The sequence below is a fragment of the Bradyrhizobium sp. IC4059 genome, assembly GCF_020193615.1.
Classification (GTDB): domain Bacteria; phylum Pseudomonadota; class Alphaproteobacteria; order Rhizobiales; family Xanthobacteraceae; genus Bradyrhizobium; species Bradyrhizobium yuanmingense.
Genome location: NZ_JADYVH010000011.1, coordinates 178,911 through 203,834 on the forward strand (window position 1 = coordinate 178,911; position 24,924 = coordinate 203,834).

24 protein-coding genes are annotated in these 24,924 nt (G+C 64.2%); 11 read left to right on the forward strand and 13 right to left on the reverse strand.

Annotated features, from left to right (window positions below):
* The first annotated feature begins 80 nt into the window (after positions 1 to 80).
* The 5 genes from I6F12_RS29500 (at position 81) to I6F12_RS29520 (ending at position 4,664) form a co-directional block, all read left to right on the forward strand.
* Positions 81 to 1,058, forward strand: coding sequence for a small ribosomal subunit Rsm22 family protein (locus I6F12_RS29500; RefSeq protein ID WP_225157816.1), 978 nt, complete (start codon positions 81 to 83; stop codon positions 1,056 to 1,058).
* Between the two features lie 138 nt (positions 1,059 to 1,196).
* Positions 1,197 to 1,757 (forward strand): LemA family protein, encoded by a 561-nt coding sequence (locus I6F12_RS29505; protein WP_036006288.1) that lies wholly within the window; start codon positions 1,197 to 1,199, stop codon positions 1,755 to 1,757.
* A gap of 32 nt (positions 1,758 to 1,789) precedes the next feature.
* Positions 1,790 to 2,986 carry a M48 family metallopeptidase gene (locus I6F12_RS29510; RefSeq protein WP_225157817.1) on the forward strand — a complete coding sequence of 399 codons (1,197 nt, stop codon included), beginning with the start codon at positions 1,790 to 1,792 and terminating at the stop codon, positions 2,984 to 2,986.
* Between the two features lie 196 nt (positions 2,987 to 3,182).
* Positions 3,183 to 3,935, forward strand: a complete 753-nt coding sequence (locus tag I6F12_RS29515; protein ID WP_225114462.1) for a hypothetical protein — start codon at positions 3,183 to 3,185, stop codon at positions 3,933 to 3,935.
* A gap of 60 nt (positions 3,936 to 3,995) precedes the next feature.
* Positions 3,996 to 4,664: a hypothetical protein gene (locus tag I6F12_RS29520; RefSeq protein ID WP_109144997.1), complete on the forward strand. Its 669-nt coding sequence runs from the start codon at positions 3,996 to 3,998 to the stop codon at positions 4,662 to 4,664.
* 18 nt (positions 4,665 to 4,682) lie between these two features.
* On the opposite strand, the gene I6F12_RS29525 is transcribed toward I6F12_RS29520, so the two are convergent.
* From I6F12_RS29525 to petA, 6 genes are all read right to left on the reverse strand, one after another.
* Positions 4,683 to 5,222: an adenine phosphoribosyltransferase gene (locus tag I6F12_RS29525; RefSeq protein WP_036024845.1), complete on the reverse strand. Its 540-nt coding sequence runs from the start codon at positions 5,220 to 5,222 to the stop codon at positions 4,683 to 4,685.
* Between the two features lie 9 nt (positions 5,223 to 5,231).
* The gene (locus tag I6F12_RS29530; protein ID WP_225157818.1) at positions 5,232 to 7,397 is read right to left on the reverse strand and encodes an anthranilate synthase component I; all 2,166 of its coding nucleotides are present in this window, start codon (positions 7,395 to 7,397) and stop codon (positions 5,232 to 5,234) included.
* A gap of 302 nt (positions 7,398 to 7,699) precedes the next feature.
* Positions 7,700 to 7,861 (reverse strand): hypothetical protein, encoded by a 162-nt coding sequence (locus I6F12_RS29535; RefSeq protein WP_157784007.1) that lies wholly within the window; start codon positions 7,859 to 7,861, stop codon positions 7,700 to 7,702.
* 4 nt (positions 7,862 to 7,865) lie between these two features.
* Positions 7,866 to 8,540 (reverse strand): dienelactone hydrolase family protein, encoded by a 675-nt coding sequence (locus tag I6F12_RS29540; RefSeq protein ID WP_057026276.1) that lies wholly within the window; start codon positions 8,538 to 8,540, stop codon positions 7,866 to 7,868.
* 271 nt (positions 8,541 to 8,811) lie between these two features.
* Positions 8,812 to 10,884, reverse strand: a complete 2,073-nt coding sequence (gene fbcH / locus I6F12_RS29545; RefSeq protein ID WP_057026275.1) for a cytochrome b/c1 — start codon at positions 10,882 to 10,884, stop codon at positions 8,812 to 8,814.
* A 62-nt stretch (positions 10,885 to 10,946) separates the two neighbouring features.
* The gene (gene petA, locus I6F12_RS29550) at positions 10,947 to 11,477 is read right to left on the reverse strand and encodes a ubiquinol-cytochrome c reductase iron-sulfur subunit (protein ID WP_036006265.1); all 531 of its coding nucleotides are present in this window, start codon (positions 11,475 to 11,477) and stop codon (positions 10,947 to 10,949) included.
* Between the two features lie 279 nt (positions 11,478 to 11,756).
* On the opposite strand from petA, the gene I6F12_RS29555 reads away from it, so the two are divergent.
* The 4 genes from I6F12_RS29555 to I6F12_RS29570 are packed head-to-tail and all read left to right on the forward strand — an operon-like array spanning position 11,757 to position 14,524.
* On the forward strand, positions 11,757 to 12,224 hold the full coding sequence (locus tag I6F12_RS29555; RefSeq protein ID WP_225147864.1) for a tRNA (cytidine(34)-2'-O)-methyltransferase: 468 nt from the start codon (positions 11,757 to 11,759) through the stop codon (positions 12,222 to 12,224).
* 10 nt (positions 12,225 to 12,234) lie between these two features.
* Positions 12,235 to 12,867: a 7-carboxy-7-deazaguanine synthase gene (gene queE, locus I6F12_RS29560; protein ID WP_225114466.1), complete on the forward strand. Its 633-nt coding sequence runs from the start codon at positions 12,235 to 12,237 to the stop codon at positions 12,865 to 12,867.
* Between the two features lie 20 nt (positions 12,868 to 12,887).
* Positions 12,888 to 13,775 carry an oxygen-dependent coproporphyrinogen oxidase gene (gene hemF, locus I6F12_RS29565; RefSeq protein WP_225157819.1) on the forward strand — a complete coding sequence of 296 codons (888 nt, stop codon included), beginning with the start codon at positions 12,888 to 12,890 and terminating at the stop codon, positions 13,773 to 13,775.
* Positions 13,766 to 14,524, forward strand: coding sequence for an HAD family hydrolase (locus tag I6F12_RS29570; RefSeq protein WP_085968942.1), 759 nt, complete (start codon positions 13,766 to 13,768; stop codon positions 14,522 to 14,524). Before hemF ends, I6F12_RS29570 begins: the two co-directional genes overlap by 10 nt.
* 283 nt (positions 14,525 to 14,807) lie before the next feature.
* Here the strand turns inward: I6F12_RS29570 and I6F12_RS29575 are convergent, their stop codons facing one another.
* The 5 genes from I6F12_RS29575 to I6F12_RS29595 form a co-directional block, all read right to left on the reverse strand.
* Positions 14,808 to 15,791 (reverse strand): tripartite tricarboxylate transporter substrate binding protein, encoded by a 984-nt coding sequence (locus I6F12_RS29575; RefSeq protein WP_225150194.1) that lies wholly within the window; start codon positions 15,789 to 15,791, stop codon positions 14,808 to 14,810.
* 306 nt (positions 15,792 to 16,097) lie between these two features.
* Positions 16,098 to 16,469, reverse strand: coding sequence for a hypothetical protein (locus I6F12_RS29580; RefSeq protein ID WP_225150192.1), 372 nt, complete (start codon positions 16,467 to 16,469; stop codon positions 16,098 to 16,100).
* 30 nt (positions 16,470 to 16,499) lie between these two features.
* Positions 16,500 to 19,619, reverse strand: a complete 3,120-nt coding sequence (locus I6F12_RS29585) for an efflux RND transporter permease subunit (RefSeq protein ID WP_225157820.1) — start codon at positions 19,617 to 19,619, stop codon at positions 16,500 to 16,502.
* Positions 19,620 to 19,625: 6 nt separating this feature from the next.
* A complete protein-coding gene (locus I6F12_RS29590) occupies positions 19,626 to 21,326 on the reverse strand; it encodes an efflux RND transporter periplasmic adaptor subunit (protein WP_225157821.1) in 1,701 nt (566 codons plus the stop codon).
* Between the two features lie 51 nt (positions 21,327 to 21,377).
* Positions 21,378 to 21,761 carry a hypothetical protein gene (locus tag I6F12_RS29595; protein WP_225136674.1) on the reverse strand — a complete coding sequence of 128 codons (384 nt, stop codon included), beginning with the start codon at positions 21,759 to 21,761 and terminating at the stop codon, positions 21,378 to 21,380.
* 259 nt (positions 21,762 to 22,020) lie between these two features.
* Between I6F12_RS29595 and I6F12_RS29600 the strand changes: the two genes are divergently transcribed.
* Both I6F12_RS29600 and I6F12_RS29605 read left to right on the forward strand, forming a co-directional pair.
* Positions 22,021 to 23,070, forward strand: a complete 1,050-nt coding sequence (locus I6F12_RS29600) for a hypothetical protein (protein WP_225157822.1) — start codon at positions 22,021 to 22,023, stop codon at positions 23,068 to 23,070.
* A 103-nt stretch (positions 23,071 to 23,173) separates the two neighbouring features.
* Entirely contained in the window at positions 23,174 to 23,377 is a 204-nt protein-coding gene (locus tag I6F12_RS29605) for a DUF2158 domain-containing protein (RefSeq protein ID WP_225157823.1), read from the forward strand.
* Positions 23,378 to 23,441: 64 nt separating this feature from the next.
* Here I6F12_RS29605 and I6F12_RS29610 read toward each other — a convergent pair whose 3' ends face one another.
* Entirely contained in the window at positions 23,442 to 23,795 is a 354-nt protein-coding gene (locus I6F12_RS29610) for a cupin domain-containing protein (RefSeq protein WP_036024830.1), read from the reverse strand.
* 161 nt (positions 23,796 to 23,956) lie between these two features.
* Complete coding sequence (locus tag I6F12_RS29615) at positions 23,957 to 24,802, reverse strand: outer membrane beta-barrel protein (RefSeq protein WP_225157824.1); 846 nt, start codon at positions 24,800 to 24,802, stop codon at positions 23,957 to 23,959.
* Between the last annotated feature and the right edge of the window lie 122 nt (positions 24,803 to 24,924).

Sequence of the window (24,924 nt, forward strand, 5' to 3'; positions counted from 1 at the left end):
ATCCATGGTGCGACCGACGCTGCAGATAAATGGATTCCGGGTTCTCGCTTCGCGAGCCCCGGAATGACGTGGGGTTGCTGATGATCTCCCCCACCCTTCCCGCCGAACTGAAAGCCGCCCTCGACGGCAAGCTACAGGGCTTGTCCCGCACCGACGCGGCCCGGCGCTCGCAGAGGATCTCGACTACGTATCGCGCCGGCGGCACCTCCGGCACGATCAAGTCGGACGCAGATGCGCTCGCTTATGCGCTGGCGCGCATGCCCGCGACCTACGCGGCGGTGGCGGCCAGCCTCAATGCGCTCACCGAGATCGCGCCTGATCTCGCCCCCGAAACATTGCTCGACGTCGGCGCCGGTCCGGGCACCGCCAGCTGGGCCGCCGCGGAAGCTTTTCCGTCGCTACAGGATTTTACCCTGCTCGATGCCAACGCCACGCTGAGCCGGCTCGCGCTCGAACTGGCACACGGCAGCTCGCGATTGGCGGAGTGCCGTTATCTGCCCGGCGATGCCGGCGGCAACCTCGCCGAGGTCTCACAGGCCGATTTCGTCATCGCCAGCTACATCATCGGCGAGCTCAGCGAGGCCGATCAGCGCAAGCTGACCGAGGCGATGTGGGCCAAGGCGCGCCACGCGCTGGTGGTGATCGAGCCCGGCACGCCCGCTGGCTATGCCCGCATCCTCGCCCTGCGCCAGCAGCTGATCGCAGCTGGCGCCTTCGTCACCGCGCCCTGCCCGCACGAAAGGCCGTGCCCGCTCATCGCGCCCGACTGGTGCCATTTCAGCCAGCGCCTGCCGCGCTCGCAGGCGCACCGGCAGATCAAGGGCGCCGAGGTGCCGTTCGAGGACGAGCGCTTCATCTACGTCGCCCTGACCCGCACCCCGCCCGCGAGCCGCGCCGCGCGCGTGCTGGCACCGCCGGACATCGGCAAGGCCGAGATCGCGGCCAAGCTTTGCACGGAGGCTGGGGTTGCGCCGGCAAACGTCCCGCGGCGGGACAAGGCGGCCTATGCCGAGGCCCGGCGCTGGCGCTGGGGCGATGCCGTCATGTCCGAAAGTTAATTTCGCTGGCCGTGCCTACCTTGAACTCGGGCCGTTCCTGATCCGACCAAGTCTTACCTTCCCTCCGCGCCGGGCTCTCATCCTGCGTTAATTTCGTCTACCCTAGCGCCCGCCTTCTTCCCTCTTCAGGAGTTCTCCATGTCGACCGGCTGGATCGTTCTCGGCGTCATCGTCGTCCTCGCGCTGATCGCTTTCAGCGCCTACAACCGCCTAGTGGCGCTGAGCCAGCGTGTCGGCCAGGCCTTTGCCGACATCGACGTGCAGCTCAAGCAGCGTCACGACCTGATCCCGAACCTGGTCGAGACGGTGAAGGGCTACGCCTCGCACGAGCGCGGCACGCTCGACGACGTCATCAAGGCGCGCAATTCGGCGATGTCGGCACAGGGCCCGGCGCAGGTGTCCGCGGCCGAGAACCAGCTCTCCGGCGCGCTCGGCCGGCTGATCGCGCTGTCGGAGGCCTATCCCGACCTCAAGGCCAACGCCAATTTCCAGCAGCTCGCGTCCGAGCTCTCCGACCTCGAAAACAAGATCGCGGCGAGTCGTCGCTTCTTCAACAACGCGGTGCAGGAATACAATACCGGCATCCAGCAGCTGCCCGCCGCCTTGTTCGCCGGCATGTTCGGCTTCACCAAAAAGGACTTCTTCGATCTCGGCGCCAGCCGCACCGAGGTCGAGACCGTGCCGCAGGTGAAGTTCTGATTTGAGCCGATAGGCCGGCAGGGCATCGCGTCATGGCCGCGTATGGTCTCTACACGCACATCGCCTCGAACAAGCTTCGTTCGATGCTGCTGCTCGCCGGCCTGTTCGCGCTGGTCTATGTGCTGGTCTATGCCGGCGCGCTGGTGGCCGAGGTGTTCATCGACGACAGTGAGACCGCCGCGTACTATCTGAGACACGCCTTCTCGGACCTGCTCAAGGCCGCGCCGATTGCAACGGTCGTGGCGGCGGTCTGGATCGTGATCGCCTATTTCTTTCACCAGTCGATGATCGATGCCGTGACCGGCGGCCACAGCGTCACCCGGCAGGAACAGCCGCGGCTCTACAATCTGCTCGAGAACCTCTGCATCTCGCGCGGCCTCACCATGCCGAAGCTGAAGATCATGGAGAGCCCGGCGCTGAACGCGTTCGCGACCGGCCTCAATCCGCGGCAATATTCCATCACGGTCACCACGGGTCTCCTCGATGCGCTCAACGACAAGGAGATCGAGGCGGTGCTCGGCCACGAGCTGACCCACATCAAGAACGGCGATGTGCAACTCATGGTGGTCGCCGTCATCATCGCCGGCGTGGTCGGCTTCTTCGGCGAATTGTTCTTCCGCCTGTTCACGAATCTGAACTGGAGCTCGGGCGGCTCCTCGTCCTCGTCGTCGCGGTCGTCCTCGTCGTCGAGCGACAGCAAGAGCTCCGGCGGCGGCGCGATCATCGTCATCATCATCGCCATCGTGCTGATCGTGCTGGCCTGGCTGCTGTCGCAGGTGGTGAAGCTCGCACTGTCGCGGTCGCGCGAATATCTCGCCGACGCCGGTTCGGTCGAGCTGACGAAAGACCCCGACGCGATGATCTCGGCGTTGCGCAAGATCGAGGGCCGCGGCGAGCTGCCGGGCGCGACCTCGGCGGTGATGGAGCTCTGCGTCGACAATCCGCGCGAGGGCTTTGCCGACCTGTTCGCGACCCACCCTTCCGTGCAGTCCCGGGTCGACGCGCTGGTCAAGTTCGCCGGCGGGCGCGATCCGGGACCGCTGCCGGACCCCGCCGAAGAGACGGAACAACTCGAGACCGAACATGCCGAGGCGCAGGACGGGCCGCCGCCGCTCTCGCAGGGGCCGTGGAGCGATGCGGCCGGTCCCGCCAACCCGCCGCCCGTTCCCGCGCCCAGTCCCTCAGGAGCCCCGGCAGCCAATCCGATGGGACCGTGGAGCCGTCACTGATGGCGTGATTTGCCGCTTCATGCGCCGGGTTTCCCGGCAATCGGGAAAATCCTCGGGAATTGCCGTAAGTGGAGCGCGAGGAATTGAATTCTCCCTTGTTTCTGCCATGTTCGCGCCCAACAGCAGACTCGGGACATCGATTTGGGGCCCGGCCGATTGCGACCTCGCGATCGGGGGCGCGCGTTAGGGGACAGCAATGGCAAAGCCGGCAGTGGTTGTGGTGGGCGCGGACAAGGGCGGGGTCGGCAAGACCACGGTATCGCGCACCCTGCTCGATTATTTCTCGGCCAACAACGTGCCGACGCGGGCGTTCGATACGGAGTCGCCGCGCGGAACCCTGAAACGCTTCCACCCCGATATCACCGAGATCGTCGACATGACGACGACGTCCGATCAGATGAAGATCTTCGACACGCTCAACGCTGTCAGCCCTTCGGTCACCGTGATCGACGTCCGCGCCGGCCTGCTTTCGCCGGCGCTGGCCTCGCTGCGCGACATCGGCTTCCTCGACGCCGCCAAGGCCGGCCAGATCACCTTCGCCGTGTTCCACATCCTCGGACCCTCGATCGCCTCGCTGGAGGAGATCGCGGAGACCGCAGGCTTCATGGGGGGCGCGAAATATTTCCTGGTCAAGAACTTCATCAACGACACCCAGTTCTTCCAGTGGGACCAGGCGACCTACAATTCCTACTTCCACCGCATCAAGGACGCGACCGAGCTGACGATCCCCAAGCTCAACGAAATGGCCTATGAGCAGGTCGAGGTGTCCTCCGTCCCGTTCCTGAAATTCGTGGCCAACAAGGGCATCAGCGACGAGGCCGCGAACTATTCCTTCGTGCTGCGCGGTTATGTCCGGCACTGGCTGGCCAACGTCTGGAGCGAATACGACCGCATCCGCCTGACCGACATCGTCGGCTCGAAATCCGCCACCCGCAACAGCGAAAAATAGTTGCGCAAGCCGGGCTGATACGGCTGGATTGGGCGGTGAGTTGGCCTGATATAGCTGGCAATGCCCGCGACACCCGTCTACATCATCTGCTCGCCCCGCCCGCAGGTCGGCAAGACCTTGCTGGCGCGGCTTTTGAGCGAATTCCTGCTGCTCAAGAATGGCAACGTCGCGGCCTTCGACGTCAATCTGAAGGAGCCGTCGCTGCTCGATTACCTGCCGAAGGTGACCGAGACCGCCGACGTGATCGACACCTTCGGCAAGATGCAGCTGATGGACCGCGTCATCGTCGATGACGGACTTGCCAAGGTGATCGACCTCGGCTTCCACGCCTTCGACGAGTTCTTCAAGATGACCGACGAGATCGGCCTTCTGAAGGAGGCGGCGCGGCGCCACGTTGCGCCGATGATCCTGTTCGTCGCCGACACCGACCGCGTCTCGGCCCGCGCCCACGAGATGCTGCGCGGGCAGATCCCGCGGATGAACCTGGTCACGGTGGACAACGAATATGTCGTCCGCGGCGAGCTGCCCGCGGCGATGGGGGGCGGCCGGCTGTTCCGCCTGCCCGCACTGCCCGGTTTCCTGAAGACCTATATCGACCGGCTGAACTTCTCCTTCACGGGCTATCTGCGCCAGGAGAAGGACTCTTCGACCGAGCTGCACCAATGGACGCGGCGCAACTACATCGCCTTCCGGGAGCTCGAGCTCAGCCTGATATTGCAGCGGTCTTAGGCGGAAACACCAGGACGCTCAGTGCCCCTCGAACGACATCAGCGTGCGCACGGGCACGTCCATGGCGCGCAGCTTGGCGGCGCCGCCGAGCTCGGGCAGGTCGACGATGAAGCAGGCGGCAACCACGTTGGCGCCGATCTGGCGCAGCAGCTTGACCGCGCCTTCCGCGGTGCCGCCGGTGGCGATGAGGTCGTCGACCAGGATCACGCGCTCGCCGGGTGCGACCGCGTCGACATGCATCTCCATCTCGTCGATGCCGTATTCGAGCGAATAGGCGATGCGCACCGTGGTATGCGGCAGCTTGCCCTTCTTGCGGATCGGCACGAAGCCCGCCGAGAGCTGATGCGCGACCGCGCCGCCGATGATGAAGCCGCGCGCCTCCATGCCGGCGACCTTGTCGATCTTGTTGCCGGCCCAGGGGTTGACGAGCTCGTCCACGGCTCGGCGGAACGCGCGCGCATCCGCGAGCAAGGTGGTGATGTCGCGGAACATGATGCCGGGCTTGGGATAATCCGGGATGGTGCGGACGCTGGCCTTGATGTCGTGGTCAAAAGTCATTCGTGCCTCTCAATTGACCGGCGCATCCAGCCGGAACGCGTTCTCGACAATACGTAGCCCCACCTCGCCGCCGAGCGACATCAGCGATTCCGGGTGGAATTGCACGCCGGCGACCGGCAGGGTCTTGTGCTCCAGCGCCATGGCGACGCCGTCCTCGGTGCTGGCGGTGACGGACAACACCTCCGGCATGCTGTCGCGCTCGACATAGAGCGAGTGATAGCGGCCGATGACGATCTCGTTCGGCAAATTGCGCATCAGGCGGCCGCCGCGCACCTGGACCCGTGAGGGCCGGCCGTGGGCGGGATGGGTGAGCTGGCCGAGCTCGCCGCCGAAATATTCGCCGATCGCCTGCACGCCGAGGCAGACGCCGAACACCGGCAGCTTCTTCTCCAGCGCCGCATCGATCGTCGTCTTGATCCCGAAATCCTCAGGGCGCCCGGGGCCGGGCGACAGCACCAGCAAGTCCCAGCTCTTCTGCTTGAGCATGTCGAGCGCATGCACATAGCGGACCACGGTGACGCTGGCGCCGACCTGGCGGAAATAATCGGCGAGCATGTGCACGAAGCTGTCGTCGTGGTCGATCAGCAGCACCTGCTTGCCCGAACCGGTGGCATCAGGCGCAAAGGTCGAGAGCGGCTTCGGCGGATCGCCGCGCAGCGCCTGGAACAGCGCGGCCGCCTTGACCTGGCACTCGCGGTCTTCTGCGGCGGGGTCTGAATCGAACAGGCAGGTGGCGCCGACGCGCACTTCGGCGAGGCCATCCTTCATGCGGATGGTGCGGATGGTGAGGCCGGTGTTAATGCTGCCGTCGAAATTCACCGCGCCGATCGCGCCGGCATACCAGCGCCGCGGCGAGCGCTCGTGATCCTCGACGAATTGCATGGCCCAGAGCTTCGGCGCGCCGGTGACGGTGACAGCCCAGGCGTGGGTGAGGAAGGCATCGAGCGCATCGAAGCCGGGGCGCAACATGCCCTCGACGTGATCAACGGTGTGGAACAGCTTTGAGTAAGTCTCGATCTGGCGGCGCGCCAGGACCTTGATGGTGCCGGGTACGCAGACGCGCGCCTTGTCGTTACGATCGACGTCGGTGCACATGTTGAGCTCGAACTCGTCCTTCTCCGAGTTCAGCAGCTGGCGGATCTGCTCGGCATCGCCGATCGCATCAAGGCCGCGCGCGATCGTGCCCGAGATCGGGCAGGTCTCGACGCGGCGGCCGTCCGAGCGCACGAACATTTCGGGCGAAGCCGAGACGAGAAACTCGCCCTCGCCGAGATTCATCAGCGCACCATAGGGCGACGGGTTGATGACGCAGAGGCGCTGGAACACTTCGGCCGGCGAGCGGTCGCAGGGCTCGGCGAACAGCTGGCCCGGCACGGCCTCGAACAGATCGCCACGGGCAAAGGCGGCGCGCGCTGTCTCGACCGTGGCCTGATATTCGCCCGGCGCGTGATCGGCAAAGCCCTGGCGCGGCGTCTTCAGATAGGGGCTGTCGGCGGTCTCGCGCGGCAGGCCTTCGGTCGACTTGCCCTTCCAGGCGAAATCGTAAGAGAGCACCACGCCGCGGCCGGTGGCACGGTCGTAGGCGAGCAGGCGATCGGGCACGTAGAGCACGATGTCTCGCTGGTCGGCCTCGCGCGGGCGCTTCTGCACGAGGTCCTCGATCTGAAAGACGAGGTCGTAGGCAAAGGCGCCGAACAGGCCGAGCAGGCCGTCATCACTGGCGGAGAAGGCGGCGACGAGATCGCGCACCAGCGACATCACGCTGGCACGCCGCGTGCGCTGGTCCTCCTCGACCGGCGCATCACCGCGGATGATGTGGCCGGCAAGGCGGCTCGCCGTTCTCTCGGAGATGACGACACAGGGTTCGCGCGAGACATCGCCGAGGAAGGCGATCAGCACCTCTCCGCGCGCGTTCAGCGCTTCCAGCTTGAAATTGACGCCAACTGTCTCGAGCTTGAGCGGCGGGTCGGAGAAGCCGAGATCGAAGCTCTCGTAGCGGCCGGGCACGGTCGTGCCCGAGGACAGCACCACGCCGCGGCGGCGGTCGAGCAGGTTGATCAGGTCGTCGAGCCGGTTGGCGCCGCCGGTGAACTGCTCGGCCACACGCGTGATCGCAAGCCCCGCGCGGGTCACGTAGTCGCTTCGAGCCGGGAGGGCAAAGACTGTCCTGTTCATGTCGTCCTCTTACGAAACTTGTCGAGGGAACGCCACACAGGACAAACGATCAGGCCGCCGCGCTGTGCTGGCGACCTCAGACGATTTTGGGAAAAGAAATCGCACCGGCCACCTCGTCAGGAGGTGCGCCACCAAAGACGGGCTGGGCGGACGGCGGTGCTCATGGGCGGATAATCACCATGGCGCGGGGGCGCCGTCAAGGGTGCGGCAAGGCGGTAGCCCGGATGGAGCGCAGCGCAATCCGGGGTTCGTCCACAATCGGAAAGTCCCCGGATTCCGCTTCGCTCCATCCGGGCTACGGACTAGAGGCCGCACCGCTTCCAAAGCGCGGCCATGTCTGCATCGGTCGCGTACTCGGCTCGATCGGCCTCGCGGAGCCCCTCAAGAACGGCAGCGCGATGGTCCTCCGGGACCTTGAAGGCCTCACGCTTCGACTGCGCATCGGCTTCAGATTTGTCCTTCACGCCCCTACCCCAGATGCTTCCTGAAAAACTCCGTCGCTCGGCCCCAGGCGAGCTCGGCGGCTTCGCGGTCGTGCACGGCCTGGCGCTGCTCGTTGACGAAGGCGTGCTCGGCGTCATAGCGGAACAGCTCCAGCGACTTGCCGGCGGCCTTCATGGCCTTCTCGAAACCGTTGACCAGCTCCGGCGTGCACCAATCGTCCTTGTTGGCGAAATGGGCCTGCAGCGGGATCTTGACGTCGGCAGGCTTGGCGGCCTGCTCGGGCGGGATGCCGTAGAACACGACGCCCGCCGCGAGCTCCGGGATCTTGGTCGCGCCGATGATGGTCACGGCGCCGCCGAGGCAGAAGCCGGTCAGCCCGACCTTGGCACCGTTGCGCGACAGATATTGCGTGGCGCCGCGCACGGTCTGCGTGGTGGCGTCCATGAAGTCGAGCGAGTTCATCTCCTTGTTGGCGCTGTCCGTGTCGTGATACGGCACCACCTTGCCCTTGTAGAGATCGGGCGCCAGCGCGTCGAAGCCGGCCAGCGCGAAGCGGTCGCACAGGCCCTTGATCTGATCGGACAGGCCCCACCATTCCTGGATCACGACGACGCCCGGCGCATTGCCGCGCCCGGCATTGGCGAGATAGCCCGAGGCGTCCTTACCGTCCGGGCGCTTGAAGGTGATGCTGGTTCCCATGGTGTCCTCCGGTGAGTTTCTGGGGGATCGGTTGGCGGCATTTTGGCGGGTGGGAGGGCGATAGGCAATCGTGCCGAGCAACACACTCTCGTGCCCGGATGAAATGCAGCGCGCCCCTGGCGATGCGGAAATCGTTTGCGGCGATGCATTGCTGATCCGGGGCCCAGCCCCACGCATCCAGTGTCCCGGCTCGCGCGCTTCGCGCGTCCGGGACACGGGACCAACAAAAAAGCCCCCGTACGGGGGCTTTTGCATTCTCGTCTTTCGCCGCTCAGTGCGAGTCGGCCCAGACCTTCTTCTTGGTGAAGTACATCAGGCCCGCGAAGACGATCAGGAACACGAAGACCTGGAAGCCGAGGCGCTTGCGCGCTTCCATGTGCGGCTCGGCGGTCCACATCAGGAAGGTGGTGACGTCCTTGGAGTACTGCGCGACGGTAGTCGGCGAGCCGTCGTCATAGGTCACCTGGCCGTCGCTGATCGGCTTCGGCATCTTGATGGCGTGGCCCGGGAAGTACCTGTTGAAGTACGAGCCCTCCGGGAGGGTGACGCCCTCCGGCACCTTGTCCTCATAGCCCTGGAGCAATGCGGCGACGTAGTCAGGCCCCTGCTCCTGGTACTGGGTGAAGACGTCGAAGATGAACCAGGGGAAGCCGCGCTTGTAGGAGCGCGCCTTGGTGATCAGGGACAGGTCCGGCGGGGCCGCACCGCCGTTCGCGGCACGCGCGGCCTGCTCGTTCGCGAACGGCGACGGGAAATAGTCCGCCGGCCGGCCCGGACGCTCGAACATGTCCCCCGCATCGTTCGGGCCGTCCTTGACTTTGTACTCGGATGCAAACGCAGCGGCTTGCGCCACCGAATAGCCGGGCCCGCCGGGCTCGGCGAGGTTACGGAAGGCGACGAAGGACAGGCCGTGGCAACTGGCGCAGACCTCCTTGTAGACCTTGAGGCCGCGCTGCAGCGCGCCGCGATCGAACTTACCGAAAGGGCCCGAGAACGACCATGTGTTGCCTGGCGGCTTATCGCTGCCTTCGGCTGCTTTCGCGCTGTCGATCGAGCCCGCGAACAGCGAGCCGGCGAGCGCCAGCACGATCGCGGTCGAGACCATCGGCGTCGACCGGCTGCCGGTCTTGGCCAGCACGGCATCCGAGATCGAGTTCGGCACCGGCCGCGGCTTCTCGATGCGCGCGAGCAGCGGCAGCACGATCAGGAAGTAGGCGAAATAGCAGAACGTCAGGATGCGGCCGGCGATGACGTAGATGCCTTCCGGCGGCTGTGCGCCGAGATAGCCGAGCAGGATGCAGACCGCGACGAAGATCCAGAAGAACTGCTTGGCGAGCGGTCGGTACTTCGAGGACCTGGTCTTGGCAGTGTCGAGCCAGGGCAGGAAGCACAGGATGATGATCGCCCCGAACATCGCGATGACGCCCGCGAGCTTGTCGGGAATCGAGCGCAGGATCGCGTAGAACGGCAGGTAATACCATTCCGGCACGATGTGCGGCGGCGTCACGCCCGGGTTCGCGGGAATGTAGTTGTCGGCGTCGCCGAGATAGTTCGGCATGTAGAAGATGAACCAAGCGTACAGCAGCAGGAAGCAGGCGACGCCGAACATGTCCTTGATGGTCGCATGCGGCGTAAACGGCACCGTGTCCTTTTCCGTCTTCGGCTCGACGCCATCAGGGTTGTTCTGGCCAGCGACGTGCAGCGCCCAGACGTGGAGCACGACGACGCCTGCGATCACGAACGGCAAGAGATAGTGCAGCGAGAAGAAGCGGTTCAGCGTCGGGTTGCCGACTGCATAGCCGCCCCAGAGCAGCGTCACGATGCTCTCGCCGACATAGGGAACGGCCGAGAACAAATTGGTGATGACGGTGGCGCCCCAGAAGCTCATCTGGCCCCAGGGCAGCACGTAGCCCATGAAGCCGGTCGCCATCATCAGGAGGTAGATGATGACGCCGAGGATCCACAGCACCTCACGCGGCTCCTTGTACGACCCGTAGTACAGACCGCGGAACATGTGGACGTAGACGGCGACGAAGAACATCGAGGCGCCGACCGCGTGCATGTTGCGCAGCAGCCAGCCGTAGTTCACGTCACGGACGATCAGCTCGACCGACTTGAAGGCGAGATCGGCGTTCGGCGTGTAGTGCATCGCCAGGATCACGCCGGTCAGGATCTGCATTCCGAGCATGAAGGAAAGAATGGCGCCGAAGGTCCACCAATAGTTCAGGTTGCGCGGGGTGGGATAGGCGACGAAGGAGGAATGGATGAGACCAAAAATCGGCAGGCGCCGCTCGATCCATTGCAGGGCCGGATTGCTCGGCTGGTAGTCGGATGGTCCGCTCATGATGCGATCCTGAGGAAATAGTACGACGAGACGGCGCGAAGCTTCGGACTTGAGTCCGAAGCTCAGCCGATCTGGATTTTGGTGTCGGAAACGAACTGGTACGGCGGCACGGCCAGGTTCGTGGGCGCTGGGCCCTGGCGGATGCGGCCGGACGTATCGTAGACCGAACCATGGCAGGGGCAGAAGAACCCGTCGTAGCTGCCTTCATGAGCGATCGGGATACAGCCGAGATGGGTGCAGATGCCGATCACGACCAGCCACTGCTCGTGGCCCGACTTGACCCGGGCCTCGTCGGTCTGCGGATCCGGCAGGCTCGCCACGTTGACGGCGCGCGCCTCGTCGATCTGCTTCTTGGTGCGGTGACTGATGTAGATCGGCTTGCCGCGCCAGAACACCTTGATGTCCTGGCCTTCCGCGATCGGGCTGAGATCGACCTCGATCGGCGCACCGGCGGCGATGGTCGAGGCATCCGGATTCATTTGGGAGATGAAGGGCCAGAGCGCAGCCGCGCCCCCTACTGCTGCAAATGCCCCTGTTGCAACGAATAAGAAATCACGGCGTGTCGGATGGTCCGCCGAAGACGCTGTCGTCACGATTCCAACCCTTTCTTCTTGCGCTACCGGTGGAACCGCTCCGAGGGGCGCCCAAGAGGTCCCCGGAAAGGCTGCCGGCACCCGCGGCCCCCCGCGGCGGCAGAACTTGGCTTGTTCACCTCTAAACGGGTGAAACAGCAGTCCAGAATCGTTCTATTGGCACCCTTGCCGGGCGAGCGCAAGCCCGCTAACGGCGTGAGAGCGTGCAATGCACGAATTCCCGGGCGGGCGATGTTTTATTGAGACATTTTGCGCCCGCAAGCCAACTCGCCGCCGCCCATGCAGATCGCACTTTTCCAGCCCGACATCCCCCAGAACACCGGCACGATTCTTCGCCTCTGCGCCTGCCTGGGGCTCGATGCCCATATCATCGAACCGGCGGGCTTCCCCATCTCGGACCGCCTGTTCCGCCGGGCGGGAATGGACTACCTCGACCATGTCAGGCTGGCCCGCCACGTCTCCTGGGCGACATTCGAGGACTGGCGTGCAGGCCAGGGCCACCGGCTGCTGCTGTTCACCACCAAGGCCGCCACCGACTACCGCGATTTTCATTACCAGAGCTCGGACATCCTGCTATTCGGGCGCGAGAGCGCCGGCGTCACCGACGCAGTGGTCGAGGCGGCCGATGCGCGTCTGGTGATCCCGATCAAGGCGGGGCTGCGGTCGCTCAATGTGGCCATGAGCGTGGCCATGGCCGCCGGCGAGGCGCTGCGGCAGATCCGGAACCCGCAAGGTTTGACAGATTGAGGAGAGAGGCTTGAGTTACGCGGTCAAGGAGATCTTCCTGACCCTGCAAGGCGAAGGCGCCCATGCCGGGCGCGCGTCGGTGTTCTGCCGCTTTGCCGGCTGCAACCTCTGGAGCGGGCGGGAGGCCGACCGCGCGGATGCGACCTGCAAGTTCTGCGACACGGATTTCGTCGGCACCGACGGCACGCTCGGCGGGCGCTATGGCTCGGCTGCGGAACTCGCCGATACCATCGCCGCGCAATGGACGGCGGCTGCCGCCAATCGCTACGTCGTGCTGACCGGCGGGGAGCCGCTGCTCCAGGTCGACGCCGCGCTGATCGAGGCGCTGCACGAAAGAGGCTTCGAGATCGGCGTCGAGACCAACGGCACGATCGCAGCCCCTGATGGGCTCGACTGGATCTGCGTCAGCCCCAAGGGCGGCAGCGAGCTGGTCCTGCGCCAGGGCCACGAGCTGAAGCTGGTCTATCCCCAGGCCTTGGCGATGCCCGAGGCATTTGAGGATCTCGCCTTCGAGCGCTTCTCGCTGCAACCGATGGACGGGCCTGAGGTCATCGAGAACACCGCGCGCGCGATCGATTATTGCCTGCACCATCCGCAATGGCGGCTCAGCGTGCAGACCCACAAATCGCTCGGCATCAGATAGGACGCGACCCGCGAATGCAGATGGACTTTACGACGATCGAAGCCCGCAAGGCCCGCGCCCGCGCCTGGTTCGAGCGCTTGCGCGACGACATCTGCGCGAGCTTCGAGCGGCTCGAGGACGACGCGCCGCAAAGCCTCTATCCGGGCGAGGTCGGCCGCTTCAAGCGCACGCTTTGGCAGCGCACCGACCATTCCGGCGCGGCTGGTGGCGGCGGCGTGATGTCGATGATGCACGGCCGGTTGTTCGAGAAGGTCGGCGTGCACTGCTCGACGGTGCACGGCGAGTTCGCGCCCGAATTTCGGGCGCAGATCCCCGGCGCTGCGGAGGATCCAAAATTCTGGGCCTCCGGCATCTCGCTGATCGCGCACATGCGCAATCCGAACGTCCCCGCCGTGCACATGAACACGCGCTTCGTCGTCACCACGAAGGCCTGGTTCGGCGGCGGCGCCGACCTGACGCCAGTGCTGGAGCGACGGCGGACGCAGGACGATCCCGACAGCATCGCCTTTCACGCCGCGATGAGAGAGGCTTGCAAGCAGCCGAACGGCGTCGCCGACTACGACAAGTACAAGAAGTGGTGCGACGAGTATTTCTACCTGCCGCACCGGAAAGAGGCGCGCGGCATCGGCGGCATCTTCTACGACTGGCACGACAGCGGCGACTGGGACGCCGACCTCGCCTTTACCCAGGACGTCGGCCGCGCCTTCCTGAAGATCTATCCCGAGATCGTGCGGCGCAATTTTGCGAGCGCCTGGACCGCTGCGGATCGCGAGGAGCAACTGATCCGCCGCGGCCGCTACGTCGAGTTCAACCTGCTCTACGACCGCGGCACCATCTTCGGGCTGAAGACAGGCGGCAATGTGGACTCCATCCTGTCGTCGCTGCCGCCGGAGGTGAAATGGCCATGACGACGATGAAGCCCGCTGCAAGACCGCTCCCGCGCGCCATGCTGATCGACATGGACGACACCATCCTGTCGGCCTATGGCCGGCCCGAGATCGCCTGGAACACGATCACGGCCGAATTCGCCGAGGAGCTCGCCCCGCTGCCACCGCCGATGGTCGCGACCGCAGTGCTGGCCTTCGCGCGAAACTTCTGGGCCAATGCCGAACCGGCGTGGCGGATGAAGCTCGCCGAGGCGCGGCACCTGACCGTGAAGGGCGGCTTCGCCGCGCTCGCGGCCGCAGGCCACCGCGCCCTGCCCGATGACCTCGCCATTCGCCTCGCCGACCGCTTCACCGCCTATCGCGAGGAGGAGATGTTCGTCTTTCCCGGCGCGCACGAGGCGATCGACCAGTTCAAGGCGCTCGGCATCAAGCTCGCGCTGGTCACCAACGGCGCCGCCGACATGCAGCGCGCCAAGGTCGAACGCTTCGAGCTGGCGCACCGCTTCGACCACATCCAGATCGAGGGCGAGCACGGCTTCGGCAAGCCCGAGGAGCGCGCCTATCTGCACGCGATGCAGGCGCTCGGCGTCACCGCTGAGGACACCTGGATGATCGGCGACAATCTGGAATGGGAAGTGGTGACGCCGCAGCGCCTCGGCATCTATGCGATCTGGATGGACGTGCATGGCGAGGGCCTGCCCGAGGGCTCGACGGTCAGGCCCGACCGCATCATCCGCTCGCTCGGCGAGCTGCTGCCCGACCGGGCATGATCGAGGGCCCAAAACAAAACCTCGAAAACAACCCCATGCACAGTAGCGCGCTGCTGTAAAATCAAGGACTTACGGATTTTACGAAAAATTTCTGACCCGTCGGGCAAAACAGGGGTATTGTGGCATCGTCGCGAGCGTTGCGATCGAGCCTGGAGCGCGATGGCATCAGGATGAATCGTCATCGCGCTTTAGCTTATGTTTGAGCATGATCTTTTCGGAAAACCGCTACGCACTTTTCCGGATCATGCTCTAGTCGCGCTCCCGCGAGCACGCCCAAGGCAACCTATTCCACGGTGATATTGCCGGCCTCGATGACCCGCTTCCAGCGGGCCAACTCAGAGACCAGAAACTCCTGGAATTGCTCCGGGGTGTTGGCCACGATTTCGAGGCCGATATCCTCCATTCGTTTGCGTACGTCCGGTGCCTTCAGCGCCGCGACGATCTCGCCATGCAATTTTGCTTTCACGTCGGCAGGAAGGCCCTTCGGAGCAGCCACCGCCTGCCACGAAAAGACGTCGACACCTTCAATCCCAAGTTCCTTCAAGGTAGGCACTTCGGGCAAAAGAGGGGATCTGGCATCGCCGGTGATGGCGAGAACCTTGAGCTGCTTGGATTGAATTTGCCCGATGACGGCGTTGATGTTTTGAAACGATACGTTGACATGCCCCGCGAGGAGATCACTCACGGCAGGCGCCCCGCCGCGATACGGCACGTGGAGACCGGTCGTCCCAGTGCGCTGCCAGAACAGCGCCGCCGTGAGATGATCGGACGAACCCGCACCCGAGCTTGCAAAAGTGATCTTGCCGGGGGCCTTCTTCAGTTGCTCCACCAACTCGGCGACGGTGTTTGCCGGAAAGTTCAAGTTGGCGACCAGGACGTTCGGTGCGCGCACAGCGACCGTCAAAAGGTCGAAGTCCTTCAGAGGATCATACTTCAGATTAGGCTGAAGAAATGGATTCGTCGCATAGACACCGATCGAGCCGACGAGAATGGTGTATCCGTCCGCTGGCGCCCGGGCAACCGCCGTTGCTCCAAGAGCGCCCGTTGCGCCGGACCGGTTTTCGACGACCACCGGCTGCCCCAACGTATCGGAGACCTTCTGTCCGATTGCTCGCGCGACCATGTCGGACGAGCCTCCCGCCGGGAATGGGACGATGAAGGTGATATTCCTTTCCGGCCAGGCCGCGTATGCCATCGAGGTTGCGGCAAGAAGCAGGATGCCAGCTGCGCCAAATCGAATCTTCGATAAAAGAGTAGCATTGCCCATTGTCGATCCTCCGTTGCGACATTTTTCTGAGGGCCTATTTTACGTGCTCATGCCATCCCGATTGATGCTCAGATTGTATTGATTGATCCACTATTTATCACGGGCGCTTTGTCGCGGTGAAATCGCCGATGTGCAAACCTGCCGAGGGGTGGCGCTTCGCTCTTCCAAGCGCTGTCGAGTTTTGCCTACGCGTTATCTCAACTCCCACGCTTCACCTTGAGCGTCAGCAGCGGCTTGCCTTTCTCGGCGATGTAGGTCGCGAGCTCCGCCGCGTTGCGGGCGCAAACGCGGTCTTTCAGGCCCCAATCATTGCGCAGCGTATCTCGCGGTCAACGAATGACCGTGCAAGCTGCCGGAGAACACCACGATCGCCTTCGGCGACAGCTCGGTTTGCAGCTTTCCCGTCATCATGTTGGGATTGGCCGGCGCAAGCGGAACGGTGACCGTCTTGCCGCCATCCTGAACCGTTGCGCGTCCCCGCATATCCTTCGTCGACAGCGGCGATCCATCGTCGTCGCCAACGTAAAAGACGATGTCGGTCCCCTTGCTGACGAATTCGATCGGATGCCCCTGCGACTTGACGACGGGACCGCCGTTGCTGCCCTTCGTCTGCGCCGCGGCAACATCCAGCGTCGCGATCATCACAGCCGTCACGGCGAGGCCGATATAAGTTCTCATTGCAGGCTCCTCGGTGGTTGTCCGCGCGCATCAATAGGCTTCCGCGGGGGTGAACGTTGCGGCGTGTCCGGCCACCAGCCGCTGCAGCGGCTGCTGGCCGAACATCAGAAACAGAATCGGGGTCACGATTGTGTCGAGCACCGTGGCGCTGAGCAGGCCGCCGAAGATCGTCACGGCCACCGGGTGCAGGATTTCCCGGCCCGGCTCGTCCGCGCCGATCAAGAGCGGCGTGAGCGCTAGTCCTGCGCAAAGCGCCGTCATCAGCACCGGACTGAGGCGCTCCATGCTGCCGCGAATGACCAGCCCGGCCCCGAAACGCTCGCCTTCGTGGATGGCGAGATTGATATAGTGCGAGATCTTCAAGATCCCGTTGCGCGCCGAGATGCCGGCCAGCGTGATGAAGCCGATCATCGATGCCACCGACAAGGGCTGCCCGGAGATCTTCAGCGCGGCGACGCTGCCGATCAGGGCGAGCGGAATACCTCCCATGATGATCAGCGCCAGTGCGATCGACCGGTAGCGGCTGTAGAGGACGACGAAGATCATCGTCATCGAGGCCAGCGACAGAATGCCGATGCGCCAGGTCGCCTCCTGCTGGGCCTGGAACGCGCCTTCGAGGCTGGTCGTGTAGCCTTGCGGGAAATCGAGCTCGCGAACCGACCTCTGAATGTCGGCCGCGATATCGGCGATGTCGCGGCGTCCGTCCCCGTTGCCGTACACGACGATCCTGCGCTGGGTCCCCTCCCGCTGAATCTGGTTCGGCCCGTCTGTCTCGACGATGTCGGCTAAAGCGCTCAGCGGGACGAACTCCGAGCCGGTCGGGATGAGCAAATTGTGCAGTCCCGTCGTCGAACGGTCTTGCTCCGACAGGCGCATCACGACGTCGAAACGGCGATTGCCGTCGACGATCTGGGAGACCCTCCGGCCATTGGACAGCGCGTCGAGTGCCTGGGTGACCGCAGCCGGCGTCAGGCCGTGAAGCGCGGCGCGAGCATGGTCGATTTGAACCCGCACTTGCGGAATCAGCACCTGCTTCTCGACCTGGAGATCGACCAGACCCGGGATCGTCGATAGACGCTGGCGCACCGTTTCGGACAGCCGCCGCAACATCTCGATGTCCTGGCCGAAGATCTTGAGCACGATCTGGGCACGAATACCGGACTGGAGATGATCGAGGCGGTGGCTGATCGGCTGTCCGATGGCCACCGACGCCGGCAGCGCGGACAGGGCTTCCCGGATGCTCGCATAGATGTCCGCCTTCTGGCGCTTGGACGGTGTGAGATCGACATCGACCTCGCTGTAGTGCACGCCTTCGGCGTGTTCATCCAGTTCGGCGCGGCCGGTGCGCCGTCCGACCGATTTCACCTCGGGCACCTTTGCGAGCAACTGCTCCGCCAATAGGCCAAGACGGTTGGATTCCGCGAGCGAAATGCCTGGATTGTACTGCAGCGACAGGACCAGCGTCCCCTCGTTGAAAGGAGGAAGAAAGCTGCGGGGCATCTGGCTCGCGGCATAGCCTGCCACCGCGACCGCAGCGGCGACGAAGACCAGCACCAAGCCCTGCCGCTGGAAGGCCCAGCCGAGCACCCGCCGATTGGCCTGCTTCAGCTTCGTGACGACAAAGCTCTCGCGGTCACCTGAATGAGCTCGTCCCGAAAGCAGATAATAGGACAGCACCGGCGTCACCGTGATCGAGGTCAGCAGCGAAGCCAGGATTGAGACCACATAGGCGACGCCAAGCGGCGTGAACAGCCGCCCTTCGATTCCCGGAAGGGCGAACAGCGGCACAAAGACGAGGACGATGATCATCGTTGCATAGACGATGCTGGAACGAACCTCCTGGCTCGCGCCGGAGATCACGTCGAGAACAGGGCGCGGCGTGCTCGACGCGGCGTTCTCCCGCAGGCGCCGCAGGATGTTTTCGACGTCCACGACGGCATCGTCGACCAGCTCACCGATCGCGATGGCGAGGCCGCCCAGCGTCATGGTGTTGATCGTGAGGCCGAAGGCGCGAAACACCAGGACCGTCACCAGGATCGATATTGGAATGGCCGTCAGCGACACGAACGCGGCGCGACCGTTCATCAGGAAGACGAACAGGACTATTGCGACGACGATCGCGGCCTCGATCAGGACGCGCTCGACATTGCCGATCGAGGTCTCGATGAAGGTGGCCTGCCGGAACTGCACGTTGGTGACGCTGATGCCCCCGCGCATAGTGCGTTGCAGCTCCCGCAGCGTTGATTCAACATTGCGCGTCAGTGCTACGGTATCCGCAGCCGGTTGCTTCATGACGCTGACGATGACGGCGGGCTTGCCGTTATATCCTGCGTCACCGCGCTTGGTCCGCGCGGCAAAATCCACAGAGGCAATCTGCTTCAGCAGGATCGGCTGCTCTCCGCGGTTGACGACGACGGTGTTGCGGAGGTCCTCGATACGCCTGGTGAGACCGACATTGCGGATCAGATATTCGCGGCCATGCTGGTCGACGAAGCCGCCGCCGCTGTTGGTGCCGAACCTTGCGACCGCCTGCTCGATCTGATCGTGGGTGACGCCGAGTGCCTGCATGGTGGCGACGTTCGGCGTCACGCGATATTGGCGGACCTCGCCGCCGATGGGTATCACCTGGGCGACGCCGGGAATGGCGAGGAGTTGCGGTCGGACGACGAAGTCGGCGATCTCGCGCACGTCCATGGGTGAAGCCGTGCCATCGCTCGTCAGCGCGATCAGCATGATCTCGCCCATGATCGAGGTCACCGGGCCCATCTGGGGATTGACCGCGGACGGCAATTGCTCGCGGATCAGCGCCAGCCGCTCGGAGACGAATTGCCGGGCGCGGTAGATTTCGACGCCCCAGTCGAACTCGACATAGACGACCGACAGACCAACGCCCGAGACCGAGCGCACGCGAATGACGCCGGGCATGCCGTTCATCGACGTCTCGATCGGGAACGTCACCAGCTGTTCGACCTCCTGGGGCGCCAGTCCCTCTGCCTCGGTCAGGATGTTGACGGTCGGGCGGTTGATGTCAGGCAGGACGTCGACCGAAACGCTCGGCAGGACGAACAGGCCGTAGCCGACCAGGACGGCGGCGACCGCCAGCACGAATAGGCGATTGCGCAAGCTTGTCTGGACGATGAGCTTGAACATGGTCGGCTACCGGATCTGGTTGATGAGGTCGGTGCCGCGCACGACGATATGTTCGCCTTCGTTGACACCGGCGGCCACAATCACGCGGGCTGCGTCTACCGGCACCACGCGAACCGGCCTCGGCTCGAAGCGCTCGGGCTCGGTGTGCAGCCAGACGATATTCTCACCGTTGCCGCTTCGAACGACGGCATTGCGCGGCACGACCAGGCCCGACACCGGCGCACCGGCCTGGACCATCACATTCAACGGCTGACCGATGTTGAGACCTGCCGGTGGCTCCGGAATGGCGAACTGAACCACGGACGCATGCTGGCGCAGCGCCCGGCTCGTCCCGACGAAGCTCAGCGCAATCTGCTGCCCATTCGGAGCCATTGCCGTTGCGGCTTCAGGCTGCTTCAAGCCGATTTCGTCATAGGCGAGCGCCTCGACCCAAAGACTGCTTGGGTCCGCGATCTGAAACAGGACGTCTTGGGGCTGTATGACCTGGCCCGGCGCGACCTTGGCTGCGGTGATGATGCCATCGGTCGATGCCCGCAGCTCCTCGAAGCCGGTGCGAGAATTGCGAACGGTCTCGCGGCGCGCCCGCAGACCCTCCAATTCGCTTTCGAGGTCGTTGACCTGCCCTTGCGGCACCGCGCCGCGTTCGGCCAGCGGCCGGAGACGCCGCAGCTTGTTGTCCGTGATCGCCATCAGCTGTTCGATCTCGCCGACCTTCTCGAGGATCGTCGTGCGGTCGGCGATTGGCAGATGGGGCTCGATCCGGAGGAGCAGATCGCCCTTGCGGACGGTTTGCCCGATGCGGGGGATACCGTCATCGCCGGGAACCACGCGGCCGCCGTAAATGCTCTGCACGATGCTGCTGCGGTTGGGGTCGGCCATGACACGGCCGATCAGGGTGACGGCGGGATGAATCGTCTGCGGCTCGGCTGCAGCGGTGCGTACCTCGAGCAGACGCTGCGTCGGCTTGGCCGCGAAGACGGTGCCGTCTTGCAGACGGCGCGGGGCATCGCTCAGCGCGGGAACATCAGGCGGATTTGGTTGCGTTGCATTAGTCCGGCCCTCGCCGAACATGATGGCGGCGAGAATGACCAAAGCCCCCGCCATCACGGCGGACGTCGAGGCCGCCATGAAGCGGCCACGCCGCTTCCAATAGGCGAAGAGACCGCCGAAGCCCAAAGCGGCGAGCACGGACGCGGCGATGGCGGCTCGGTTCGAGAGAAGCCAGCCGGGCTCGTGCTTCTGCTCTGCGGGCCGGGCCTCTGCACGCGGTATGAACGAGTCGACCAGCAGATCATTTCCCCTGCTAGCGTTGATCGAGAAGATCACCTCGACCGATCCGGACGGTGTGCCGTTCGGAATCGCGGCGGTGTAGACGCCGTCCTCCTGGCTCGATGCCTCGATCGGAGCGGAATCGCCGATCGTGACCTGCAAGGCGGCGTCCGAGACCGGCTCGTTCGTCGCGACATCATCGATGAAGACGGACAGCCTGCCGTCCTTCAGGATGCCGACGATTTCGTAGAGCTCGGAGCGCGCGGCAATCCTCGGATAGGCTGAGGACACGACGGCCGTCTTCTCGGCGTCGCCGTGATCGTGCCCCTCATGGCCAAAGGCGCCCGACAAGGCAAAGACCAGGCTCGCCAACCAAAAAGCGCCAGCCAGCCCAAGAGCTGCGAGCCGCCCTTTCGGGCAGCGCTGATTCATCAACATCGAAAGATCCTTCAGACATGCGAAAAGGCGGCGACCGAAGCGCCGCCGGGACTACGCGATGCTGAAGGTACTTGGTGGCCGGACGAGTCCGTCGGGGCGCACCCCGACAATGGCCCGCGCGAGCGGCAGGTCCATGGCGCCGAGCACTTCGAAGACGCTGAGCAGGTGAACGACCTGCGCTGAGGCGATCGAGGTGCCAAACATGTCCCAGGCCACGCCGGGAGTGCCGTCCTCATCGTGATCCGGCCCGTCATGGACGTGGCCTTCCGCGTCGTCGCCGGCGTGGGAATGCACGTGGCCGGCCAATTGATCGTGGAAATGCAGGGAACCGCTGAGCGTGACGGACGGCATCGGAATGGCGCCAACAGCCGCCTGCGCCTGCGAGACCGAGATCAGGGCCGCCTGAAGCACAAACGCGGATATCGCCACGAACATGGCCGTTCTGGCGAGTTGACGAAGATGGTGGCGGACACCGTGCGGCACGCCGAAAAACTAGGCGATGCCGACCGCGAATTCAAGGCGACGTTCGCATCGCGTGGGAGGTGGTCCAGACACCCTCCCCGTTCGATCGAGGAGCTACCGCCGCCCGACATCCGGCAGCCCGCCTGCCTTACTTGAAGTGAAATGCTTCACAAGCCGCAATCCGGGATTGCGGTAGCCTCGTGCCATGGGGCGTGGCGAGTTGGAGGCGACAATGGAGCAGGACCTTCCGAAGCAGGCAGCGCGCACGCGATCCCCGGTGAAGGCGGCGGGTATGTGGCAGAGAATTCAATCCTGGGACAGCCGCCTCTCGGTCACCAAGGGACTGACGGCCGTGACCCTGCTGACCGGCTTCCTGGGCGGATATTTCCAGTACCTGAATTCCTATGAACAGAAGGTCGGCGAGCAGGCCAAGGCGGACATGCAGAAGGCGACCGACACCTTCCTCGAGATCTCGGACGCCTTCGCCGACGTGCAGATCCAGCAGGAGACCATGCTGCGCGAGCAGTTCGGCTCGCTGAAGGCGCAGGCAAGCCCCGCTTTCATTCCGGTGGACTCCAAGACATTCGGCTCGTTCTCGGACTATTGGAAGGCGCGCACGTCGCTGCGGCGGAACGGCGCCATCTTTGCGCGCAAGGCGGAGATCTACATCGACTGGCCCAGCGACCTCGGGCGCGATCCGGCCGCAGAGCACACGCTTGACCAGGATCCCCTGACGGCAACGCTGCTCACCAAGTACAATTTCGATTGCGATTCCGACGCCAACCTTCCGCAGTTCAAGGGTGCGATCTTCAATGGCGCCGATCCTGGACGCCCCAGCGACGAATTGTGCAACGACCCGACGGCCAATGGGCTCAAATCCTACGTCAACCTCTGTGCCAGGCGGGCGGATGGCGAGATCGATGCGTTGCAGAAGGTCGTGACCATCAACTGGTGGAGCGCCAAGCACCACGTCCTGGTGATGCACCATTGCTTCGAGGTGCTCCGCGGCGGGCCGAATGCGTTGCAAGCTCCGGCCTCCGGCAACGACGTGCCGAACGATCGCAAGCTCGACAAACCACGCGACAGCAATGAGCACAGGCTACAGCTTCAGGCCCGCCGGCTGGACGCGTTCATGACGCTGACCATGGCGCAGCTGGATCGCATCAGGGTGCGATACCGCCCCACCGGCTTCTTCTGCCATGTTCCGCTCGCGCGCGATGCCATCGGCTATTTCAGCAACCAGTGCCTGCCGAACCAGCCGGTCACGAGCGAGCGCAGCTGAGCCGTAGCGCGGAGACACCTTTCGGCACCGGCAGCCGGCGTGATCGGCCTGTCATGACGGCCTGTTAGCGTCGGCCGCGTCGATCAACCCGAAAGGACAATCCATGGATCTGAAGGCCGGCGATGTCGTGATGCTGAAATCCGGCGGTCAGCCGCTGACCGTCGCGGAGGTGAAGGAGAACGAGGCACTGTGCCTGTGGATGGGCATGGAAGGCGACCTGTTCCGCGAGACGCTGCCGCTCGCCGTGCTCGTGAAGGTGGAAGAAGACGACGAGGACGACGAAGACGAAGATGATGACGAGGAGTAGGCACTTTTCGGCCTACATTCTCGTGAGAGCCGTGCGCTTCCCTTGATGACGGGCGCGGGGTTGATCAGACGAGGATACGAGGCGCCGCCGTGGCTTTGTCGCCGGAATTCGGCGTCCCGGTCGGTTCAATCAAGAGGATGTGCACTTCCCCACGCGCCACCGGCCGGTGCTCAACGCCCTTCGGCACGACAAAAACCTCGCCGGGGTTGAGGGTGACCGTGCGGTCCCGCAGCTCGATGTCCAGCGTCCCGCTGAGCACGAGAAAGAAGTCGTCCGTGTCCTCGTGCTTGTGCCAATGAAAGGGCCCCTCAAGCTTGGCCACCATGATGTCGTTGTCGTTATAGGTCGCCACCGTGCGCGGGGAGAAGCGATCGGTAAACGTTGCGAGCTTCTCGGCGAGATTTGCGGGTGCTTTCATGGCGTCTCCCTGGACAAGCAGCAGTCTGGTCCGCGTTTGCAAGACGAGCTGCGCCGGTTAGCACGAGCTGAATCACAATACGAGACTGCTGCGACGCCAGGAGTGGCGCAAGGATGGGTTTCGCAACGGCGAAACCCTCCTACGAGCTGATGCCGATCAAATCAGAACCGATAGTTGATACCGCCCTTGGCCGTATGAAGCTGAACCTCGGTGTCCGTGAACGACGCGCCGGGGAATGCAAGCGCATTGCCGTTCGACTTTCCGAGATTGATGTAGATGTACTCGGCCTTGAATGTCCAGCGCGGGTCGAACGCCCATTCCAGGCCGCCACCCGCGGAGAAACCCACCTGGACCTCCGACGAGGATGCGCTTCGCGTCAGGGCCGGGAAGAAGCCATTGAAGTTGGCAATGTTCGGCGTGGCGAGATTGGAGGTGAAGATGCTGTTCTTGACGTGGCCCCAGGCGAAGCCACCGGTACCGTAGATCAGCACATTGTTCGCCGCGTATCCGAGACGTCCGCGGATCGTGCCGAAGACATCGATTTCCTGCTTGAGATTGAACACGCCGGTGAAGGCGCCATTGTCGCCGCCGATCGTTCCGGTGACGCTGAAGGGGCGGCTCGCCGTTTCCCTGATGGCAGCGCCGCTGACATCCGCTTCCAGACCATACACGAACGTGCCGGACTGCCAGTTATAGCCGATTTGGCCGCCGCCGAATCCGCCCTTGGGGCTCACATCCAGGGTGAACGGCCCAGTGCCACCCGTGACGACATAGCCGGGCACCGTCCCGGTTGCGAGCGCGCCGGGATCGAAGGTCGCCGTCGGATCGCTCCAGCCATAACCGCCATGCACGCCGGCGTAAAAACCGGTCCAGCTGAATGCGACCGGCGCGGGCGGCGCCTTGGTGTAGGCCCTGGCAAGATCGGCCGCGGAGGCGGCGTGGGAGAGACACACAGCCGAGGCCAGAAGGGCAGCAGAGACGATGGATTTGGAGACAATGGATTTCATGACTTCCCTCGAACGCTGTGCGCGTGACAAGGCGGCACCGCTTAAGCCAAGGTATCAAGGTATAGAGGTGGTCTCGCAATATTGCTGTAGCGTCGGCGACACAGCGTGGAACTGCGGAACAC

What these genes read in the sequence shown, in the direction of transcription:
- I6F12_RS29530 (WP_225157818.1), bottom strand. Translation starts at nt 7,397, where the DNA reads ATGAACAGGACAGTCTTTGCCCTCCCGGCTCGAAGCGACTACGTGACC.
- I6F12_RS29580 (WP_225150192.1), bottom strand. Translation starts at nt 16,469, where the DNA reads ATGAGAACTTATATCGGCCTCGCCGTGACGGCTGTGATGATCGCGACG.
- I6F12_RS29585 (WP_225157820.1), bottom strand. Translation starts at nt 19,619, where the DNA reads ATGTTCAAGCTCATCGTCCAGACAAGCTTGCGCAATCGCCTATTCGTG.
- I6F12_RS29600 (WP_225157822.1), top strand. Translation starts at nt 22,021, where the DNA reads ATGGAGCAGGACCTTCCGAAGCAGGCAGCGCGCACGCGATCCCCGGTG.
- hemF (WP_225157819.1), top strand. Translation starts at nt 12,888, where the DNA reads ATGGACTTTACGACGATCGAAGCCCGCAAGGCCCGCGCCCGCGCCTGG.
- I6F12_RS29570 (WP_085968942.1), top strand. Translation starts at nt 13,766, where the DNA reads ATGGCCATGACGACGATGAAGCCCGCTGCAAGACCGCTCCCGCGCGCC.
- I6F12_RS29595 (WP_225136674.1), bottom strand. Translation starts at nt 21,761, where the DNA reads ATGTTCGTGGCGATATCCGCGTTTGTGCTTCAGGCGGCCCTGATCTCG.
- I6F12_RS29610 (WP_036024830.1), bottom strand. Translation starts at nt 23,795, where the DNA reads ATGAAAGCACCCGCAAATCTCGCCGAGAAGCTCGCAACGTTTACCGAT.
- I6F12_RS29615 (WP_225157824.1), bottom strand. Translation starts at nt 24,802, where the DNA reads ATGAAATCCATTGTCTCCAAATCCATCGTCTCTGCTGCCCTTCTGGCC.
- fbcH (WP_057026275.1), bottom strand. Translation starts at nt 10,884, where the DNA reads ATGAGCGGACCATCCGACTACCAGCCGAGCAATCCGGCCCTGCAATGG.
- I6F12_RS29540 (WP_057026276.1), bottom strand. Translation starts at nt 8,540, where the DNA reads ATGGGAACCAGCATCACCTTCAAGCGCCCGGACGGTAAGGACGCCTCG.
- I6F12_RS29525 (WP_036024845.1), bottom strand. Translation starts at nt 5,222, where the DNA reads ATGACTTTTGACCACGACATCAAGGCCAGCGTCCGCACCATCCCGGAT.
- I6F12_RS29500 (WP_225157816.1), top strand. Translation starts at nt 81, where the DNA reads ATGATCTCCCCCACCCTTCCCGCCGAACTGAAAGCCGCCCTCGACGGC.
- I6F12_RS29575 (WP_225150194.1), bottom strand. Translation starts at nt 15,791, where the DNA reads ATGGGCAATGCTACTCTTTTATCGAAGATTCGATTTGGCGCAGCTGGC.
- I6F12_RS29515 (WP_225114462.1), top strand. Translation starts at nt 3,183, where the DNA reads ATGGCAAAGCCGGCAGTGGTTGTGGTGGGCGCGGACAAGGGCGGGGTC.
- I6F12_RS29590 (WP_225157821.1), bottom strand. Translation starts at nt 21,326, where the DNA reads ATGTTGATGAATCAGCGCTGCCCGAAAGGGCGGCTCGCAGCTCTTGGG.
- I6F12_RS29555 (WP_225147864.1), top strand. Translation starts at nt 11,757, where the DNA reads ATGCAGATCGCACTTTTCCAGCCCGACATCCCCCAGAACACCGGCACG.
- I6F12_RS29510 (WP_225157817.1), top strand. Translation starts at nt 1,790, where the DNA reads ATGGCCGCGTATGGTCTCTACACGCACATCGCCTCGAACAAGCTTCGT.
- I6F12_RS29520 (WP_109144997.1), top strand. Translation starts at nt 3,996, where the DNA reads ATGCCCGCGACACCCGTCTACATCATCTGCTCGCCCCGCCCGCAGGTC.
- I6F12_RS29605 (WP_225157823.1), top strand. Translation starts at nt 23,174, where the DNA reads ATGGATCTGAAGGCCGGCGATGTCGTGATGCTGAAATCCGGCGGTCAG.
- I6F12_RS29505 (WP_036006288.1), top strand. Translation starts at nt 1,197, where the DNA reads ATGTCGACCGGCTGGATCGTTCTCGGCGTCATCGTCGTCCTCGCGCTG.